Source organism: Ralstonia sp. 24A2 (genome assembly GCF_051783885.1).
Classification (GTDB): domain Bacteria; phylum Pseudomonadota; class Gammaproteobacteria; order Burkholderiales; family Burkholderiaceae; genus Ralstonia.
Genome location: NZ_JBPVZD010000001.1, coordinates 569,638 through 585,945, shown reverse-complemented (window position 1 = coordinate 585,945; position 16,308 = coordinate 569,638). Strand labels below are relative to the sequence as shown.

At 66.1% G+C, this 16,308-nt stretch carries 13 protein-coding genes; 8 read left to right on the top strand and 5 right to left on the bottom strand.

The window, feature by feature from the left end; genetic code table 11:
- Positions 1-257 precede the first annotated feature (257 nt).
- The 3 genes from ACS13N_RS02720 (at position 258) to ACS13N_RS02710 (ending at position 2,550) form a co-directional block, all read left to right on the top strand.
- Positions 258-1,580 carry an MFS transporter gene (locus ACS13N_RS02720; RefSeq protein ID WP_438930237.1) on the top strand — a complete coding sequence of 441 codons (1,323 nt, stop codon included), beginning with the start codon at positions 258-260 and terminating at the stop codon, positions 1,578-1,580.
- Between the two features lie 165 nt (positions 1,581-1,745).
- Positions 1,746-2,012: a PepSY domain-containing protein gene (locus ACS13N_RS02715; protein ID WP_438930236.1), complete on the top strand. Its 267-nt coding sequence runs from the start codon at positions 1,746-1,748 to the stop codon at positions 2,010-2,012.
- A 16-nt stretch (positions 2,013-2,028) separates the two neighbouring features.
- Positions 2,029-2,550 (top strand): cytochrome b/b6 domain-containing protein, encoded by a 522-nt coding sequence (locus ACS13N_RS02710; protein ID WP_438930235.1) that lies wholly within the window; start codon positions 2,029-2,031, stop codon positions 2,548-2,550.
- 31 nt (positions 2,551-2,581) lie between these two features.
- On the opposite strand, the gene ACS13N_RS02705 is transcribed toward ACS13N_RS02710, so the two are convergent.
- The 3 genes from ACS13N_RS02705 to hemC are packed head-to-tail and all read right to left on the bottom strand — an operon-like array spanning position 2,582 to position 6,885.
- On the bottom strand, positions 2,582-3,775 hold the full coding sequence (locus ACS13N_RS02705; protein ID WP_438930234.1) for a heme biosynthesis protein HemY: 1,194 nt from the start codon (positions 3,773-3,775) through the stop codon (positions 2,582-2,584).
- 2 nt (positions 3,776-3,777) lie between these two features.
- The gene (gene hemDX, locus ACS13N_RS02700) at positions 3,778-5,853 is read right to left on the bottom strand and encodes a fused uroporphyrinogen-III synthase HemD/membrane protein HemX (protein ID WP_438930233.1); all 2,076 of its coding nucleotides are present in this window, start codon (positions 5,851-5,853) and stop codon (positions 3,778-3,780) included.
- Between the two features lie 15 nt (positions 5,854-5,868).
- Complete coding sequence (gene hemC, locus ACS13N_RS02695; RefSeq protein ID WP_438930232.1) at positions 5,869-6,885, bottom strand: hydroxymethylbilane synthase; 1,017 nt, start codon at positions 6,883-6,885, stop codon at positions 5,869-5,871.
- A gap of 160 nt (positions 6,886-7,045) precedes the next feature.
- Between hemC and ppc the strand changes: the two genes are divergently transcribed.
- Positions 7,046-10,063: a phosphoenolpyruvate carboxylase gene (ppc, locus tag ACS13N_RS02690; RefSeq protein WP_438930231.1), complete on the top strand. Its 3,018-nt coding sequence runs from the start codon at positions 7,046-7,048 to the stop codon at positions 10,061-10,063.
- A 7-nt stretch (positions 10,064-10,070) separates the two neighbouring features.
- On the opposite strand, the gene ACS13N_RS02685 is transcribed toward ppc, so the two are convergent.
- Positions 10,071-11,498: an MFS transporter gene (locus tag ACS13N_RS02685; protein ID WP_438930230.1), complete on the bottom strand. Its 1,428-nt coding sequence runs from the start codon at positions 11,496-11,498 to the stop codon at positions 10,071-10,073.
- A 125-nt stretch (positions 11,499-11,623) separates the two neighbouring features.
- On the opposite strand from ACS13N_RS02685, the gene ACS13N_RS02680 reads away from it, so the two are divergent.
- Positions 11,624-12,508 carry a LysR family transcriptional regulator gene (locus tag ACS13N_RS02680; RefSeq protein ID WP_438930229.1) on the top strand — a complete coding sequence of 295 codons (885 nt, stop codon included), beginning with the start codon at positions 11,624-11,626 and terminating at the stop codon, positions 12,506-12,508.
- 31 nt (positions 12,509-12,539) lie between these two features.
- Here ACS13N_RS02680 and ACS13N_RS02675 read toward each other — a convergent pair whose 3' ends face one another.
- Positions 12,540-13,145, bottom strand: coding sequence for a ferritin-like domain-containing protein (locus tag ACS13N_RS02675; protein ID WP_438930228.1), 606 nt, complete (start codon positions 13,143-13,145; stop codon positions 12,540-12,542).
- 200 nt (positions 13,146-13,345) lie between these two features.
- On the opposite strand from ACS13N_RS02675, the gene ACS13N_RS02670 reads away from it, so the two are divergent.
- The 3 genes from ACS13N_RS02670 (at position 13,346) to argH (ending at position 16,223) form a co-directional block, all read left to right on the top strand.
- Positions 13,346-13,993 (top strand): RNA polymerase sigma factor, encoded by a 648-nt coding sequence (locus ACS13N_RS02670; RefSeq protein WP_438930227.1) that lies wholly within the window; start codon positions 13,346-13,348, stop codon positions 13,991-13,993.
- Positions 13,993-14,712, top strand: coding sequence for an anti-sigma factor (locus ACS13N_RS02665; RefSeq protein WP_438930226.1), 720 nt, complete (start codon positions 13,993-13,995; stop codon positions 14,710-14,712). Before ACS13N_RS02670 ends, ACS13N_RS02665 begins: the two co-directional genes overlap by 1 nt.
- 95 nt (positions 14,713-14,807) lie before the next feature.
- The gene (gene argH / locus ACS13N_RS02660; protein WP_438930225.1) at positions 14,808-16,223 is read left to right on the top strand and encodes an argininosuccinate lyase; all 1,416 of its coding nucleotides are present in this window, start codon (positions 14,808-14,810) and stop codon (positions 16,221-16,223) included.
- Positions 16,224-16,308 lie beyond the last annotated feature (85 nt).

The following is a 16,308-nucleotide window of genomic DNA, read 5'->3' as shown; positions in this document are numbered from 1 at the left end:
CTTCAACACAAGGTTACTTTTTGGACCCAAACCGATAAATGAGACTGCTCCTAAATCGTCAATCACTGTTACGCAGCCTCGGCTCTTGCGAGCGTGACAGGGCTGCGTAGGCGGGCGCTTGGCGACATAGGCCAACCAAGCGCACAATGCGCGAGCGGTACATCGGACCAGTCCTATTCTGTCGACAAGCCAGGTTGGGAATCGCAGCGTTGTCGAAGAACAAGGTCGGCCCGCTTCATAACAACTCAGGAGACCCGATGGCCCTCACCACTCCACCGCTGGGTAGCGCGAGCACCCTGCCGCAATCTGCAAGTGATTTCGAAGAAGCCACCTACCGCAAGGTGACGTGGCGGCTGGTTCCGTTTCTGCTGCTGTGCTACGTGGTCGCGTATCTGGATCGTGTCAACGTTGGCTTCGCCAAGCTGCAGATGCTCAACGACCTGAAGTTCAGCGAGACCATCTATGGGCTGGGCGCGGGCATCTTCTTCATCGGCTACTTCCTCTTCGAGGTGCCGAGCAACGTGATCCTGCATCGGGTGGGCGCGCGTATGTGGATCGCGCGGATCATGATCTCGTGGGGCGTCATCTCGGCGGCCATGATGTTCGTGACGACGCCGGCCATGTTCTATGTGATGCGTTTCCTGCTGGGGCTGGCCGAGGCTGGCTTCTTCCCGGGCATCATCCTGTATCTCACCTACTGGTATCCGGCCCAGCGGCGCGGGCGCACCACCACGTTCTTCATGACGGCGGTGGCGCTGTCAGGCGTGATCGGCGGGCCGCTGTCGGGCTGGGCAATGACCGCCTTCGCAGGCAAGTACGGCCTGGCCGGCTGGCAGTGGATGTTCCTGATTGAAGGCATTCCGTCGGTCATCGTCGGCATCGTCGTGCTGCTCTATCTGGATGACCGCATCAGCCACGCCAAGTGGCTGACCGATGATGAAAAAGCCCTGCTCGCCCGCAACATCGCCGCGGAAGATGCCGAGAAAGAAGACCCGCCCATCGGCACGGTCCTAGCCAGTCCGCGCATGTGGCTGATGAGCGGGATCTACTTCACCTTCGTGATGGGCTTGTATGGCGTGAGCTTCTGGCTGCCGACGCTCATCAAGCAGACCGGTGTGGCCGATCCGTTCTCGGTGGGCCTGCTGACGGCGATTCCGTATGGCGCGGCCGTCATCGCCATGATTCTGGTCGCCCGCAGCGCAGACCGCACCCGCGAGCGCCGCTGGCACATCGCCATTCCGGCCGTGGCGGGCGCAATCGGGCTGGTGCTCTCGGCCGTCTGGCACACCAACACCACGCTGGCGATGGCTGCGCTCACGCTCGGCACCATGGGCATCCTGACCACGCTGCCGCTGTTCTGGAGCCTGCCGACCGCCTTTCTGGCCGGTACGGGCGCTGCGGCTGGCATTGCGCTCATCAACTCGCTGGGCAACCTGGCGGGCTTCATCAGCCCCTACGCCGTGGGCTGGCTGAAGGACGCCACCAAGAGCACCGATTCGGGCATGTACATGCTGGCCGCGTCGATGGTGCTGGGGGCAATCCTCACGCTGTCGGTGCCGGCATCGAAGGTGAACAAGTAGGCGCCATCTGTCTGACGCCACCGCCGCGCGCGGTGGCGTTGTCCTTCCCGTTTCCTTTCCATCGCATTACGGCCAGCCGTGCTCTACGGAATTCCCGTATTGCGAATCATTCTTGTTTACTCTAGCCTGCCGTCTCCTTGAACCGTCATGCACCAGGAGACCCGCATGCTGAAGATCACCCTGGCCACCCTGGCCCTCGTCTGCTCCACCAGCGCCCTTGCCGGCGCCAAGTGCACCAAGCACCCGAAGAGCGAGTGGATGCTCGAGGCCGATGCCCAAGCCAAGATCAAGGCCGAGGGCACCACCATCAAGAAGTTCAAGGTGGACGGCAACTGCTACGAGATCTACGGCACCAACAAGGACGGCAAGAAGGTCGAGATCTACTACGACACCAAAACATTGGAGATCGTGAAGTCCGAGATCGAGAAGTAAGCGCGTGGCACCGGAGTTGCCAACATCCGTACTGGTGTGGGATCGGGTGGTCCGCATCACGCATTGGAGCGTAGCGGCATTGGTACTGTGGGATCTGTTCGAAGATTCGGGCGGTCCCCTGCACCGCAATCTCGGCTATGCGGCCGCTACGTTGGTCGCCGTGCGGCTGGTGTGGGGCTTCGTCGGCAGCAAACCCGCGCGCTTTGCGACGTGGTGGCCTCGCCTGCCGACCTTGCGCCACCATGCGGCGTCGCTGCGCGCCGGCAAGCCGATGCGGTTCGCGAGCCACAACCCCATTGGCGCGCTGGGCATGCTGGCAATGTGGGGGCTGATCCTTGCGCTCGGCTTGACGGGCTGGCTATCGCGGCTCGATGCCTTCTGGGGCGAAGACTGGCCACAAGACGTGCACGCCTGGCTGGCGTACGCACTGGCCGCATTGGTGATCGTGCACGTGAGCGCGGCCATCCTCATGAGTGGGCTGCATCAGGACAACCTCATCCTTGCCATGCTCACGGGCAAGAAAAAACGCCACGACTAGCGTGGCGTCCTTCCTGATCGACTTGGCTTGATTACTTGACCGCCAGCAGTGCGCTCTGGCGGTAGTGGCGCTGGGCCTCTTCCGGCCGCTCCGTCTGCTCGTACATCTGGGCGAGTGCCAGATGTGCGTGAGCGCGCAGGTTGCCATGGTGATCGGCATCCGCATACTTCAAGGCCGACTCCAGGCTCGACTGGGCCTTGCCCCAGAGCTGCTCCTTGAAGCACAGCATGCCCAGCGTGTAGAACAGGTCCGCATCCACCGGATGCTGCGTGAGCCATTTCTCTGCTTGCTGAATCAGCGGCAGCGCCTTGCCGGGCACCGCGCAGTCCGCATAGCGGCGGATCAGACGGCCGTCCCAATGCGCCTTCAAGCCTTCTTCGACGATGCGCTTGGCATCATCCGTACGGCCCAGTTGCGCGAAGTACAGTGCGGCCAGCGAAGCGATGCGCGGCGAGCGGCGCTCCTCTGTCGTCAGTTCACGCCAGAAGGTATGGAGCGCGTCGGCGTCGTTGCGGCGTTCGGTCAGCAGCGTTTCGCATGCCATCTGCTTGAGGCGCGCCGCCAGCACGGCGTGGATGGCGTTGCGCTTTTCCAGTGCGCGCGTCAGGCGCAGCACCTCGGTCCAGTTCTTCAGATGCTGATGCGCGCGCAGGGCGATCCGCTGCGCTTGAATCTGCCGGGCCCCCTGCGATTGCAGTTGTGCAATCTTCTCCAGCGCGCCGTCCGCATCGCGCGCATCGACCAGCAGTTCCGCCATCGATACCAGCTTGGCCTGTTCGCGATCGGGCGACTTCACCTCGGCCATCCAGGCATCGCGGCGCTCGGTTTCCTGCATGCGGTGTGCGGCACGTGCGCCGATCAGCGCAGCAGTTTCGCGCTGCGCATCCCAGGCCTGGGCTTCGCGCGCCTGGCGCTCGGCATGGCCAAAGCGGCCGGCAAACAAGCTCTCCATCGCTTCGCGCAGCGCGGCGGAGGCCTTCAGGATACGGTTGCGCTCGCGGTAAGCCGCTGCGCGTGCCGGCATGCCCGCCACATGGTGGAACAGGCGCATCACCAGATGCAGCACCACGAACGTCACCAGCAACGCGGCCAGCACGAAGTTGAGCGACATCTCCACCCGGTACGGCGGGTAGAACAGCACGACGTTGCTCAGATTGAGTTCAGTGAACAGCGCCAGCCCGACGGCGGCGGCAAACAGCAGCGCAACCCAGAATACCCAGCGCATGCTCACTCCTTGCCCTGACCGCGCGCGGCGGCAAGGCTGTCGGCCAGCGTCGGTACCTCCAGCGTGCCGACCGTCGTGCGCACTTGCGCCAGCAGGTTCTGCACGGCGCCCACACGCGGCGATTGCGTGTCGAAGTAGCGCGCGAGCAGCGTGTCGGCGCGACCCAGGTCGGCGCGGAACACGGCATCGTTGCGCGAGAGAAGTGCCAGGCGCGCGTTCATCAGGCGCAGCTTGAGGTTTTCGCGCAGGAACCACGCCTGATCCGACGACAGCAGAAGCGCCTCGGTCTGATCCACACGGCGTACCTGCACGATCTGGCCCAGTTCATCACGCACGTCACCCCACAGGCGGCCCCACCAGGCGCGCACGCCGGCCGACCATCCGGTGCCGGCTTGCGTCGATGCCGCCGGTACCGAAGCCGGTGCAGCCGCCGCGGCCTTGGCATTCTTCGCCGAGCGCACCTTCGGTGCCTGCGCAGCCTGCTCGGCATCCAGCGGCTGGGCCGACGACACCAGCGGCAACGTATCGATCCCGTTGATCGCGTCATCCAGGCGGATGGCCGCGCCGCTCAGGTCGACCGACGGCATGGCCTTGAGCTTGGCAATATCGCGTGCCACCGCACGGCGCAGAACGTTGAACTGCGGCTTGTTGAGCGATGCCAGACGGGCATCGACCACCTGCAGCGCGGCCAGCGCACCGCTGACGTTGCCGGTGAGCTGAAGCTGCTCGGTGGCGACTTCGAGCGAGCGTTCGATCTCAGAGCGCTGCCAATCGTCGCGGTTGCGCAGCAGATCCTGGCTGGCCTGCTCCAGCGCGCCCTGGCGGTCACGGGTTTCCGTGGTGCGGGCATCCAGCGCGCCGAACTTCTGCTGCAGTTGACCAACCGCATCCTGGTCTGCGCGCGACAGCACGCGCATCTCCTGCGCCAGCGCCTCGTTCTGCTGCGCGTGCTGGCGGATGTCACGCGCCAGGCGTTCGTTGCGCACCTGCAGCGCGGCCATCGCAATCACGACAACGGCCAACACGGTCCAGATCAACCAGCCGCCGCGTCGGGGAGCATGGTTGACGGTCATGGTGGGCGCGAACGGCGCGGGCGCCGGACTCGGCTGGGCAGCCGCAGGCTTCGCGGCGGGAGCGGACGAGGGAGCGGGAGTCTGCGTCACAGTGGAAGAAGAAGGAGAAGTATTCGATTCAGCCAGCGCCGTTGCTGGCGTGGATGCAGGCGCTGCCGCAACTGGGCCAGCCCAGGCCAGCACCCCCGCCAGCAGGCGGTCATCGCCTGCGCCGGTGAGCTTCACGTCGCGAAAACCGAGCGACTCAGCCTGTTCAACGATGCGCGCGTGCGGCGCAAAGCACGGTGCGCCGTGCAGCGCATTGACCTCGGCGGGCGTCAGGTTGGCGCGTGCCAGATCGTCGAGATTGCGTACGGCTTCGGAGCTGGTGAGCGTCCAGGCATGGCGGCCTGCCAGCACAGCCCGCAGCGCAACCCAGGCGGCCATGTCGGGCACGGGCACGCTTCGGCGATAGGCCTCAACTGTGCGCACGGAAACACCGGCTTCGCGCAGTTGGTCGGCCAGCCACTCGCGGCCGCCGTTGCCACGCACGATCAGCACTTCACGGCCGCGCAGCGATGGCACATCCAGCCGCGCGTACAGCGCTTCGGAATCCTGGCGCGCGTCGTCGGCGTGCGTGTCGGGCTTGATCACGCGATAGGCGGGCGGCGCGACGCCATGTGTGGCCAGGGCCTGTGCACTCGCCGGGCCCACCACGGCCACTGGCACTTCCTGCGGCCAGCGGAACCCTTCGGGCATGGCGGCAAACGCCTGCTGCACGGCATTCGGGCTGACAAACACCACGAGCGCATAGCGCGACGGATCGCCCAGTGCGGCGCGCAGGTCGTCCAGATTCGGCGTCGGCGCGATGTCGAGCAGCGGGAACTGGTGCGTACGCAGGCCGTGACGTTCAAGCGCCGTCACCAGCATGGGCGCCTGTACGCGCGGACGCGTGACCACCACCACGGGTGGTTCGGCAGACGGCGCGCTAGGTGAAGGCGACGAAGGTGACAAGCGATCGTCCATGGCGAGCCGTGGGAGTTAGGTAGCGGGCGGGGCGTCGGCGCCCAGCATGGCGAGAATCTCGCGTGCACCGCCGTTCAGCATCTGCTGGGCGACCTGCACGCCAAGCGCATCGGCCTCTGCCAGCGTAGACGGTGTGGCTTCGCCATCTGCGGCGAGCTTGCGGGTGCCATCCTGCGCACCAACGAAGGCACGCAACCGCAGCGTGCCAGCCTCCGACCACTGCGCAAACGACGCCAGCGGCACCTGGCACGAACCGCCCAGGATGCGGGACACGGCACGTTCGGCGGTCACGGCCAGCGCGGTGCGCCTGTCGTGCAGCGGTGCGAGCGCGGCCTGCACGTCAGCGCGATCGGCGCGAATCTCGATACCGAGCGCGCCCTGCCCTGCTGCCGGCAGCGATTCTTCCGGCGCGATGGTCGAACGGATGCGCTCAGCCAGCCCCAAACGCTTGAGCCCGGCGGCAGCGAGGATGATGGCCGCGTAGTCGCCACGATCCAGCTTGCCCAGGCGCGTATCCAAATTGCCGCGCAACGGCTGGATCACCAGATGCGGGAAGCGCGCGCGCAGCGAGGCCTCGCGGCGCAGGCTGGAGGTACCCACCACGGCGCCGGTCGGCAGCGAGGCCAGATCGGCGTAGTCGTTGGAGACAAAGGCGTCGCGCGGGTCCTCGCGTTCGAGAATGGCCGCCAGCGTGAAGCCTTCCGGCAGTTCCATCGGCACATCCTTGAGCGAATGGACGGCCAGATCGGCACGCCCCTCGGCCAGCGCGACTTCCAGTTCCTTCACGAACAAACCTTTGCCCCCCACCTTGGCGAGGGAGCGGTCGAGAATCTGGTCGCCGCGCGTGGTCATTCCCAGGATGGACACGTCGCACGCGGGATAGTATTTTTGCAATGCAGCACGCACGTGTTCGGCTTGCCAAAGTGCGAGCCGGCTTTCGCGCGAGGCGATGACCAGCTTGGTCGGCGCCTGGGCTGCAGGAGTCGTTGCAAGCTGGGATTCGACGGAGGTCGGTCGGGTAGCGGAAGACATGCGGCAATGGTAGCACGCAGCTTTTTCGCCACACTGGGCCTGTCATCCCATGAAACGTGCGCGCGCACGTTTCATGGGATGACAGGCCCGACTATCACGTCGGGATGATGCAGAAAAGAGGGCCGTTCAGGCACCTTACCGATCCAACCTAGGAGACACCATGACGCAGCCCGCCGCGCGCCGCGCTTCCTCGCGCGCGACCCCCGCCCGCAAGGCATCCGCCGCTCCCGCCAAGACCACCAAGGCCACAAAGTCCATCAAGACGGCCAAGCCCGCCACCAAGCCAGCGGCCAAAGCCAATGGTGCGGACGAGGCCAACGGTGCATCACTCGGGCCCGCGTTTAGCCCCATCGCACGTCGCTCGTCGGGCAGCGCTGCGGCCAAAGACCAGCCGCTGAAAGAGGACATCCGCTTTCTGGGGCGCCTGCTGGGCGACGTGCTGCGTGATCAGGAAGGCGGCACCGTCTTCGAAACGGTTGAGACTATCCGCCAGACGGCTGTGCGCTTCCGCCGCGACGGCGACCGCCAGGCCGAGCAGGAACTCGACCGCCTGCTGAAAACCCTGTCGCGCGACCAGACCACGTCAGTCGTGCGTGCGTTCAGCTATTTCTCGCACCTCGCGAACATCGCGGAAGACCAGCACCACAACCGCCGCCGCCGTGTGCACGCGCTGGCCGGTTCGCCGCCGCAGCCGGGCAGCCTGATGCGCGCCCTGCTGTCGGCCGCCGATGAAGGACTGTCGGGCGATGTGCTGCGCCGCTTCTTTGAGACCGCGCTGATCGTGCCGGTGCTGACTGCCCACCCGACTGAAGTGCAGCGCAAGAGCACGCTCGATGCGCAACGCGATATCGCCCGCCTGCTGGCCGAGCGCGATGCGCCGCTCACCACGCGCGAACGCGAGCGCAATACCGCGCTGCTGCGCGCCCACGTCACCAAGCTGTGGCAGACGCGCATGCTGCGCACCACGCGCCTGATGGTGGCCGACGAAATCGAAAACGCGCTGTCGTACTACCAGACCACGTTCCTGCGCGAAATTCCCGCGCTGTACCGCGAGCTGGAAGAAGACGTCGCCACCGTGTTCCCGCGCCGTGGCGCACGCGGTACGCCGGCCCCGCTTCCCGCCTTCTTCCAGATGGGCTCGTGGATCGGCGGCGACCGCGACGGCAATCCGTTCGTCACCGCAGCGACGTTGCGTGATGCGGCACGCAAGCAAGCGAGCGTGATCCTCGCGTGGTACCTGGAAGAGATCCACGCGCTGGGCGCCGAGCTGTCGATGTCGACCTCGCTGGTGGATGTGAGCGCCGAGCTGCAAGCCCTGGCCGAACGCTCGCCCGACCACTCCGAGCATCGCAAGGACGAGCCTTACCGCCGCGCACTGATTGGCGTGTACGCGCGCCTGGCTGCCACTTGCCGCGAGCTGACGGGTGAAGATGCCGGCCGCCATGCCGTCGGCCCCGCCCCGGCCTACAGCAGCGCGGAAGAGTTGCGCGCCGATATCCAGATCGTCATCGACTCACTGGCCGCGCATCACGGTGAAGTGCTGGCCGATGCCCGACTGGCATCGCTGGCACGTGCGATTGATGTGTTCGGCTTCCACTTGTCGTCGATCGATCTGCGGCAGGTGTCGGATGTGCATGAAGCGACGGTCGCCGAACTGCTGAAGGTGGCCGGCGTGGAAGGTGCGTACGCGGCGCTATCGGAAGCCGACAAGCGCACGCTGCTGCTGCGCGAGCTGCAACAGCCGCGCCTGCTGACGCTGCCGTTCCACGCGTACAGCGAGCAGACGACGTCCGAAATCGACATCTTCCGCGCCGCGCGTGAGGTGCGTGCCCGCTACGGCAACCGCATCGTGCGCAACTACATCATCTCGCACACCGAGACGCTGTCCGACCTGCTGGAAGTGATGCTGCTGCAGAAGGAAGCTGGCATGTTCCGCGCGAACGCCAACGGCGCCGGCGTGGGGCTCGACGTGATGGTGATCCCGCTGTTCGAGACCATCGAAGACTTGCGCAACGCCCCCGAAATCATGGGCGACCTGCTCGCCCTGCCCGGCTTCGACGCTGTACTGGCCGCGCAGGGCAACGAGCAGGAAGTCATGCTCGGCTATTCGGATTCCAACAAGGACGGCGGCTTCCTCACTTCCAACTGGGAACTGTACAAAGCCGAACTGGCGCTGGTGGAACTGTTCGAGCGCAAGGGCGTGCGCCTGCGCCTGTTCCACGGCCGCGGCGGCACGGTTGGCCGTGGCGGCGGCCCGACCTACCAGGCCATCCTGTCGCAGCCGCCGGGCACGGTGAACGGGCAGATCCGCCTGACCGAGCAGGGCGAAATCATCTCCAGCAAATTCGCCAACCCCGAGATCGGCCGGCGCAACCTGGAGACCATCGTTGCGGCCACACTGGAAGCCACGCTGCTGCCCACGCGGAATCGCCCGAAGGGCCTGGAAGAATTTGAAGCCGCCATGCAGGCGCTGTCGGACAACGCCTTTGCGGCGTACCGCAACCTCGTCTACGAGACGCCGGGCTTCAAGGACTACTTCTTCGCCACCACGCCCATCACCGAGATTGCCGATCTGAACCTCGGTTCGCGTCCGGCCTCGCGCAAGCTGATGGACAAGAAGCACCGCAAGATCGAAGACCTGCGCGCGATTCCGTGGGGCTTCTCGTGGGGTCAGTGCCGTCTGCTGCTGCCGGGCTGGTTCGGCTTTGGCAGCGCCGTGCAGCGCTGGCTGGACGATGCCGACAGTGCGAAGGCCAAGGCCGCACGCCTGGCCACGCTCAAGCGCATGCACAAGCAATGGCCGTTCTTTGCGAACCTGCTGTCGAACATGGACATGGTGCTGTCCAAGGCCGACCTGAACGTGGCCTCGCGCTACGCGCAGCTGTGTGACGACCGCAAGCTGCGCAATGCGGTGTTCTCGCGCATCTCGGCGGAGTTCACGTTGACCGAGCAGATGCTGGCGGCCATCACGGGGCAATCGGAACGACTGGCAGACAACCCGCTGCTGGCGCGTTCGATCAAGAACCGCTTCCCGTATCTCGACCCGCTGAACCACTTGCAGGTCGAGTTGCTCAAGCGCTTCCGCTCGGGCAAGACTGGCAGTGATGACATGCGCGTGCGGCGCGGCATCCACCTGTCGATCAACGGGATTGCCGCAGGCCTGCGCAATAGCGGTTAAAGGCTAGTCAAGCAGCCAGCGCGGTGGCGGCCGGACGACGGCTGATCCACGCCATCGCCATCGCGCCGGCGTAGGACACCGTCATCAGGCCGAACACCGCCGGCGAGGCGCGCACCAGATCGGGCATCACCGTGACGACCGCGCCCGCCGCCGCCACGCCCAGCAGGCTGCCGGTCTGCCGCGCGGCATTGAGCAAACCCGATGCCGTGCCGGCCAACTCGCCCGGCGCGGCAGAGAGGATGGTGGACGTCATGGGCGCGATGGCCAGCGCGGTGCCGCCGCCGTAGGCCATCATCGTCGCGCTGGCCACCCACAACGGCGCATGCCCCGTAAGCGCGGCCGACGTTGCCAGCAAACCCAATGCGCCGATCACGAGACCGCTCAGCATCATGGTGGGCGTGGAGAAACGCGCCATCAGCTTGCCCGCGAAGATGTTGCCCGCCGACAGGCTCACCGCCATTGGCAGCATGACCAAGCCGGTCTGGCGTGCGCTCAGGTGTTCGACGTTCTGCAGGTACAGGCTCAGCACGAACAGCGCGCCGTAGTAGCCGAAGTTCAGCAGGAACCCCACGCCGTTGACCGCGCCCAGCGTGCGGTGCCCCAGCCAAGCCAGCGGCACCAGCGGTGCAGGCGCCCGGCGTTCGGCCAGTACAAACAGCACGCCAGCGACCAGCATCAACAGCGCGGCACCCCACACCCACGGCGACTGCGCACCGCGCACCGGCCACTCAATCGCGGCAAAGCACAGCGCGGCAAGCATCACGGCGCTGGTCACCTGCCCCGCCCAATCAAACGGCCGGGCACGCGCAGGCTGCACGCGGCGCACGATGCCCCACGTGCCCAGCATGCCCACCACACCCAGCGGCACGTTGATGAGGAAAGCACTGCGCCAGCCGTACGTGTCGACCAGCACGCCGCCTAGCGCGGGGCCCACGGCGGCGGCCGTTGCCACAATGGCACCCCACAGGCCAATGGCCCAGGCGCGCTCGCGCGGGTCTTCAAACGTGCTGCGGATGAGCGATAGCGAACTCGGCAGAAACATCGCCGCACCCACGCCCTGCAAGATGCGTGCGGCAATCAGCGTGGTCACCGAAGGCGCCAGCCCGCAGCCAGCCGACGCCACGATGAACACGGCCATCCCCGCCATGAAGACGGTGCGCGCGCCAATACGGTCGCTCAGCAAGCCACCCGTCAGGATGAAGGCGGCAAAGGCCAGCGTGTAGGCATCGACGATCCAGGCCAACTGCGCGACGCTGCTGTGCAGGCTGTCGCGCATGGCGATGAGCGCCACGTTCACCACGGTGGTGTCGAGCACCGCCATGAACACGCCCGACGTGAGGATGCCCAGCGTGGCATTGCGGCGCCACCGGCTGAGATCAGGTTGCAAGTCCGGCTGAGAAGCAGCACAGACAGCGTTGGCATTGCAAGAGGACATGGCAGAACCGTTTGGCGATTTCATGCGGCCAAGTGTAGGCTGGGGAATGCATGCAAAAAAGCAGCGTTTTTGCATCGCAATACTGCAAAAATGCATCACCTGCCGACGAACCTCTGGAGCCGAACTTGAACTGGGACAACGCGCGCTTCTTCCTGGCCGTGGCACGCACCGGCACGCTGCGTGGTGCCGCGCAGCGTCTGGGCGTGGATCAGGCCACGGCCGGCCGCCGCATTGCTGCGCTGGAAGAAGAACTGTCGGCCAAGCTGTTCCTGCGGACATCAACGGCGCTGGTGCTCACGCCCGCCGGTGAAGCGCTGATTGGCCCGGCGGAAGCCATGGAACAGGCGGCGCACACCATCGAGCGCCGTGTCGCAGGCACCGACGAACAGCTCGCCGGCACCATCCGCCTGGCCACCACCGACACGATGGCAGCCACCTTCGTGCTGCCGGCCATCGCACAGTTACGGCAGCGGCACCCCGGCATCGACGTCATCTGCATGGCCTCCAAGAGCATCGCCAACCTGACCAAGCGTGAAGCGGACGTGGCTGTTCGCACGCTGCGGCCAAACTCGCCGGATCTCATTGCGCGGCGCATCGGGCAACTAGAAACCGGCGTCTATGCAAGCCACGACTACGTTGCTGCGCGCGGTGCGCCGGAGGAAGGCAGCGCCTTTGCGGGGCACGACTTGGTGCTCTACCCGCGCAACGAAGTGCCGTGGATGTGGGACGACCTCTGCGGCGAGCCGATCACGCGCGGGCGCGTCGTCCTGCAGAGCAATTCAGCGATGGCGTTGTTCGAAGCCGTGGCCGCAGGCATCGGCATCACCGAGCTGGTCTGCCGCCGCGCTGAGGCCTATCCGCAATTGGTGCGCGTGATGCCCAACCGCCGCAGCATGCAGGACGTCTGGCTCGTCACACACACCGATCTGCACAAGACCGCACGCGTACGGGCACTGCTCGACTGCATCATCGAAGCCTTCGACGCGCACAAAAAAACCGCCACGCCGTAACGAGACACCAGCGCGGCGGCCCAACCCATCTTCAGCTGATGAATGCAACCGGCACCGGGTCTTCACCCAGCACCGAGAGCAGCACCGCCCAGTGCATCGCTTCGTCGCCTAGGATGCTGGCGGCGGCCTTGGTCAGGTCACGCGTGTAGAAATTCGGCATCACGCCCAGGTAGGCGGAGGTGGCGCCCTTCTCCAGCCCGGCGGCAAAACGCAGCACGTCAGCCTGGTTCTTCAACTGACTGACGGGGAAGTTGTACTCCGCCACCTTCTTTTCCATGACCGGCGTGCCACCCAGCTTGGACACCGTGCCCGACAGCACCGACGCATGCGCCTTGTGGTGGCCCTGAAATTTCACCGCTGTGGCCAGCACCGGCTTTTGCAGCAGGCCGCTCTCCGCCCCCACCTGATAGGCCGCGATGGCTTGGTACTCCAGCCCGAGCGCCACGTTCAGGATGTTGATGTCGTCTTTCACGCTGCCCGATTGGGTCTGTGCCCAGGCCGGCATCGACTGCCCCAGCGACATCGCCGCCAGCGAACCCAGCGCCATCAGCCCCGGCGCGCGTAGCAGCACGCGGCGACGCACGTCAATGCGCGGGCTGTCGCCATCCAACAGATCCATCTCTTTGGTCGTATCCATCGTCGATCTCCTTGCATGTGGGGAAGAAGCACGACCCGCGTGATCCCGTCGCGCTGATCGTCGGCGTTTGTCCAGCGCCTGACCGCTTATACGAAGGGCAGACCCAACTGGATGCAAACCGCAGCGCCGCCCACGTGAATTCCCCCGGCGGCCGAGGTTTCTTCCTACACTTTGGGCAGACCCCTCCACACTACCGCCCCGTGCTCACCTTCCAGCGCAGCGCCGCCGACCGTGCAAGGCAAGACGCCAGCGAATCGCCTGCGGCTGCAGCGGGCCGCCCGCCAAGCGCTGACGCAGAAGAGCTGGCCGCCCTCCTGCAGCGCATCGGCCTGGGCGACCGTGATGCTCTGCGCACGCTCTACACGCGCTGCGCGCCGAAACTGTTTGGCCTCGCGCTGCGTATCTTGGTCAGGAAAGATTGGGCCGAGGACGTCTTGCAAGAATGCTTCGTCAACATCTGGCGCCACGCCGGCGATTACCGCCCGCATCTGGCCGCCCCCATGACGTGGATGACCACCATCGTGCGTAACCGCGCACTCGATTGCCTGCGCCGGCAGCATGCCGAACGCGTGCAGGAATCGGTGCCGCTGGACGAGACGCACGCCGAGGTGCTGGCCGACCACGCCCCCGGCCCGGCCGACCTTGCGCTCGCCGGCCAGCAGGCACGCGCGCTGGCCGAATGCCTCAAGCGCCTGGACCCGAAGCAGCGCGAAGTCATCTCGCTCGCCTATCTGCGTGACCTGTCGCACAGCGAGCTGGCGCAAGCGCTGTCGCTACCGCTGGGCACCGTCAAATCCTGGATGCGGCGCGGGCTGGACCGCCTGCGCGAATGCCTGGGAGCGCCCTGATGGACCTGCGCCGCCACCCCGATCTCGTCGACAAGCTGGCCGCTGAGTACGCGGTCGGCACATTGCGCGCGGGCGCTCGCCGCCGGTTTGAGCAGTGGATCCGCCGCCATGACGACATCCGCGTGACGGTGGAGCGCTGGGAGCGTTACCTGGCCGACCTGCCCGCGCTCCAGCCGGCCACGGCACCACTGCCGGAAATCCTCTGCCGCGTCGAAGTGCAGCTCGGCTGGCGCGAACCTGCGCCGCCACAGCAAACGCTCTGGCAGAAGCTGTGGCAAGGCACGAACTTCTGGCGTGGTGCCACAGCGGTTGCCGCGGTCATCGCGGCGGTGGCCATCGGGTTGAACCTCCGGCTATCGCAGCAGTTGCGCGACGCGCCTGTTGCCAACGCTGTGGCGGTGCTGCAGGACGCGCAGGCGCAGGCCGCCGTCCTCGTCACCTGGGATGCGCGGACCGGTACGCTGTCACTCAAGCGGCTGGATGCGACGCCGCTGACCACGGAGCAAGCGCTGCAGCTCTGGGCGCTGCCACCGGATGGGCACCCGCAGTCACTTGGTGTGATCGGGCATCAGCGCGCGATGCGGCTGGTGGTGACACAGCCGCTGCGGCAGGTGCCAGCGCTGGCCATCAGCGTGGAGCCGCGCGGCGGCTCGCCCAACCCCGATGGGCCGACCGGGCCAGTGGTCTTCAAGGGCGCACTGATCGACAGCACGCTGTAGCTGGAGGGCTGGCGGGGCCAGCCGGCGATATAATCGCGGTTTCCTGAATTTGCGGCCCGTGCACCCTGCTGGCCGCCCTCCTCAGCTGTCCGCCCATGACCTCCCAACTCGCCAAGAAGGCCGAAGCGTGGTCCGCCCGCTTTAACGAACCGGTGTCTGACCTCGTCAAGCGCTATACCGCGTCGGTGTTCTTCGACAAGCGCCTCGCGCTGTTCGACATCCAGGGCTCGCTCGCGCATGCGGCCATGCTCGCCAAGCAGGGCATCATCGCCGAAGCTGATCGCGCCGCCATCGAGAAAGGCATGGCGCAGATCCGCCAGGAGATCGAAGCCGGCACGTTCGAGTGGAAGCTGGACCTGGAAGACGTGCACCTGAACATCGAAGCGCGCCTGACCGCCATGGCGGGCGACGCCGGCAAGCGCCTGCACACCGGCCGCTCGCGCAACGATCAGGTCGCCACCGACATCCGCCTGTGGCTGCGCAGCGAGATCGACAACATCGTCGGTCTGCTCAAGGCCCTGCGCGGCGCGCTGCTGGACTTGGCTGAACAGCACACCAACACCATCGTCCCCGGCTTCACGCACCTGCAGGTTGCGCAACCGGTCGTGTTCGGCCACCACCTGCTGGCCTATGTGGAAATGTTCACGCGCGACACCGAGCGCATGCTCGATTGCCGCAAGCGTGTAAACCGCCTGCCGCTGGGCGCCGCCGCACTGGCCGGCACGAGCTACCCGATCGACCGCGAATTCGTCGCGCAGCAACTCGGCTTTGACGGCGTATGCCGCAACTCGCTGGATGCCGTGTCCGACCGTGACTTCGCCATCGAATTCTGCTCTGCGGCCGCGCTCATCATGACGCACGTCTCGCGCTTCTCTGAAGAGCTGGTGCTGTGGATGAGCCCGCGCGTCGGCTTCATCGACATTGCGGACCGCTTCTGCACCGGCAGCTCGATCATGCCGCAGAAGAAGAACCCCGACGTGCCGGAACTGGCGCGCGGCAAGACCGGCCGCGTCAACGGTCACCTGATCGCCCTGCTCACGCTGATGAAGGGCCAGCCGCTGGCGTACAACAAGGACAACCAGGAAGACAAGGAGCCGCTGTTCGACACGGTCGACACCGTGGTCGACACGCTGCGCATCTTTGCCGACATGGCGACGGGCATCACCGTCAAGGCCGATGCCATGCGCGCCGCCGCGCTGCAGGGCTACGCCACCGCCACCGACCTGGCCGACTACCTGGTCAAGCGCGGCCTGCCCTTCCGCGATGCGCACGAAGCCGTGGCCCACGCCGTGCGTGCGTGCGACGACCTGCGTTGCGATCTGGCTGATCTGTCCGTCGCACAACTGCGCGACATCAGCGGCCTGGGTGACAAGGCCAACCTGATTGGCGATGACGTGCACGCCGTGCTGACGCTGGAAGGCTCGGTCGCTTCGCGTAACCACATCGGCGGGACCGCGCCGGAGCAGGTCAAGGAAGCCATCGCGTTTGCGCGCGCTGCGCTGGCCGAGTAAATCTCGGCACGCTCCAAACAAAAACGCCGCGCTGATCTAGCGCGGCGTTTTGCTTTGTGCGGCGACTGCTTCGTAGCGCGCAATC